Below are 3,044 nucleotides of genomic sequence, written 5' to 3' on the forward strand. Positions count from 1 at the left end.
CGACAAAATCGCAGGGCGAAGGCGCGAAATGATAGAGGGTCATGTGAACCGTGCCAGTAAATCTATATGCATGATTGGCTGAGTAATACTGGTGTTAACTTCAAAAAAACACCCCACATTAAACTTGTGGGGTCAAGAAATAGAGAGAAAGGAATGGCAGGACAGCCCAACATGACAATATACTATTTATGCTCGTCTTTAGAAAGTATGTCAATGATTGTTGTCAAATAAAAAAAATACCCCGCAAAAGTTTGCAGGGTGCATCAATAGGAAGGATCTAGAGGGCATTGCACAATATATTTTATTCGACAACTTGTTTTAACATGTCTCAAAAACGAAAGAAGCCCGTGAAACACGGACTCTTTCAGGGGATATGGGAGCTGAATATGAGAGGAATGCACTGAACCATTGATTGAAAAGAGTGCAAGGACCAGTGCATTATTTTTAATATTTTTCAGTTTTAGGTTGGCCAAAACATATTACGGGGAATACCAACGAAAAATATGACCTTCATCACATCCCGTTTAAATCAAAATTGATATAGTTTAGATAAGACTATTCTATAGTCCGTAGAGTATACCAAGAAAGAGGTAGGTTACGTGTTTAAGTGGGATGAAAAGTATAAAACCGGGATTAAACAAATTGACGACCAACATCAAGAACTTTTCAGGATTGCTTCCAAAGTGTATTCATTGCTAAAGGAAAAAAACAAATCGGATAAATTTGATGAAATCATTGAAGTATTAGAAGAGTTGCAACAATATACTATCTACCACTTCAAGACTGAAGAAGATTATATGCGTAAGATTAATTTCAGCGGTTATTCTGTTCAAAAAGAAGAGCACGATATGTTTATTGAAAAGTTTATGGCTGTAGAGATATATAAGATTGACGAAAACCAGGAAGGATTTGTGAAAGATTTGCTTTATGACGTTTCAAAGTGGATTATTCATCATATCCTAGAAGAAGATATGAAAATAGGTAAAGCTTAGCATCAGGAACACCAGTCTAAAAAAAAATGTGTAAAAAACCGCCCCTTCGCCAGCTTACCTCGAAAGGAGCAAAGATAAGTTAGCGAAGCTCGGCGGTTTATTGTTATTTTGCCCACAGTTAAACGGATAAAAACGCTGACGACATACATTTAGCCTATAAACTTCCTAAACCAAAACCGACCCTCCACGTTCCCCCCTACGGCCTCCAAATCGACCAACCATACCATTCATACCATATCAGGGGTCAAATCGGACGTGGGCCATTACAGCGGCCTTAAAATGGGGGATGGGATATTTGGGCAAAAAATGACCTCACCATTGGGTGAAGTCATTATCGAAGTCAACTTATTTTTGATATTTATCTAACAAGTTTTTCAATCTTTCTTTCTGATATTTCTCTAGAAGGTATTTTAGCCTTTCTCCATGAACTGCCTCATCTTTTGCGACAGCTTCAACTTCTTGTGTTATTGCTGGCCCAATCACCTGAAGCTTCTGAGCAAATTCATTTAATCTTGATTCAGCAGCCACTTCAATAGGTTGTATTTTCTTCATGGTTTCGAAGATATCTTGGCTAACCTGCCCATTCAAAACAGCATATAGAGCAGCGTGTCTTAATTCATCAACGGCAATTTTCATTAGCAAATCAGAAACTTCATCTAAGCCGCGTTCGCCTGCAAGGTAAGCAGACGCAGCATACATTACCGCCCCCTGTGCTTCACCGTTTCGATACTGCTCTATCTCTTTTTCAAAATCTGTTCCCTTTGTTAAACCAAAGACACTCATAGTGCGACTCCTCCGTCTAATTTATTCTTCACTTATAATGACGGAAAAGCTCTCATATTATTGCACGCATATTAAAATTTACTATATTTCCCATTTATCTTAAATCCAGCCCTCCACATCGCCCCCCTACGCCCTCCAACGCGACCTGCCATACCATTCATACCACAACAGGGGGTCGAACTGGACGTGGGCCATCACAGCGGGTTTAGTGGGATTTTAGCATTAGTTTTTGGTACAAAGAGCGATGCCGAGCTAATATTACGTAGCCGACAAAATGAAAAACAGCCGGCCGTTGGACGGACTGACTGTTTTCTTAAATACAACTTCCGAACCTTTATCTGGAAACAACAACTCGGAAACTTTTTTGTAGATTAGCAAGAAATCTGTTCTAAGAGGTCTTCTTACTATAAATTAGTTAAGCAATGAACAAAAATCCTATAGCATCGATAAAGATAGCCGAACGTCCATAAAAACCTTCGACCTTTCCCTCCTTAAACTCCCTTGTATAATCTCCACCATTTCCACCAGCGTATAAATGTGTTAATTTGTTAGTTGCTAGCACAAGATTATCAACATAAATTCCGTATTTTATTCGAGCATAACATATGTATTCATCTTCGCTCAAGGTTAATGTCCCTGCTAAACTTCCGCCTGGACCACCATGAGTATCAACTCTATATGAGCCGTCTGTAAGAAGATAAGTGGTTCGAATTGAATCTACATAATTGCAACCGTATACTTCCACTTTTACCATCCTGACTACTTGGTTAAGATTATCCTCAAAGATGTCGCCTCCGGAGCCACCGAATAAAGTACTTTTTCTATTAGACATTATAAAGTCCTCCTTCTATTTTTTCGAAAAATACCCTTAAAAATAAATTTTACATACTCGCCCCCTCTACCAATTGACGTTTTGTTATGGTACATGGGAATAGTATCATGTTATAACAATTGCTTCAAGGGTACTTTTTGTATAATCCTGCCTACAATATCGAATTTTTGTCGACATATTTTTTTATATTCTATTTATATAACTTACTTAACGTCGAAATATGGTACTTGTTTAAACTACCTAAAGAAATCAGGTTTCTTGTTCAGCTTCTTACTTAACGCCTGCAATTAACAAATACAGATCTCGTCTTGTCCAAAAATTCACTGCCCCCCATCACTCCCCTACCAGCTATACTAGGCCTAAACCCACCGACCAATTTTCAGTCAATTTATAACCCACCCCCCCCCAAATCCCTTGTAGTCCCACTGTAGTTCCCC

3 protein-coding genes are annotated in these 3,044 nt (G+C 38.6%); 1 reads left to right on the forward strand and 2 read right to left on the reverse strand.

Annotation, left to right across the window (positions count from 1 at the left end; genetic code table 11):
* The first annotated feature begins 599 nt into the window (after nt 1-599).
* A complete protein-coding gene (locus H1S01_RS19770; RefSeq protein WP_188042103.1) occupies nt 600-992 on the forward strand; it encodes a bacteriohemerythrin in 393 nt (130 codons plus the stop codon).
* 345 nt (nt 993-1,337) lie between these two features.
* On the opposite strand, the gene H1S01_RS19775 is transcribed toward H1S01_RS19770, so the two are convergent.
* Nucleotides 1,338-1,775, reverse strand: coding sequence for a ferritin family protein (locus tag H1S01_RS19775; protein ID WP_188042104.1), 438 nt, complete (start codon nt 1,773-1,775; stop codon nt 1,338-1,340).
* 415 nt (nt 1,776-2,190) lie between these two features.
* Entirely contained in the window at nt 2,191-2,607 is a 417-nt protein-coding gene (locus H1S01_RS19780; RefSeq protein ID WP_188042105.1) for a jacalin-like lectin, read from the reverse strand.
* Between the last annotated feature and the right edge of the window lie 437 nt (nt 2,608-3,044).

The organism is Heliobacterium chlorum, from assembly GCF_014502795.1.
GTDB classification, from domain to species: domain Bacteria; phylum Bacillota; class Desulfitobacteriia; order Heliobacteriales; family Heliobacteriaceae; genus Heliobacterium; species Heliobacterium chlorum.

Bases quoted from the DNA above. Each gene is read 5' to 3' on its own strand.
- H1S01_RS19780 (WP_188042105.1), bottom strand. From the start codon at position 2,607: ATGTCTAATAGAAAAAGTACTTTATTCGGTGGCTCCGGAGGCGACATC.
- H1S01_RS19775 (WP_188042104.1), bottom strand. From the start codon at position 1,775: ATGAGTGTCTTTGGTTTAACAAAGGGAACAGATTTTGAAAAAGAGATA.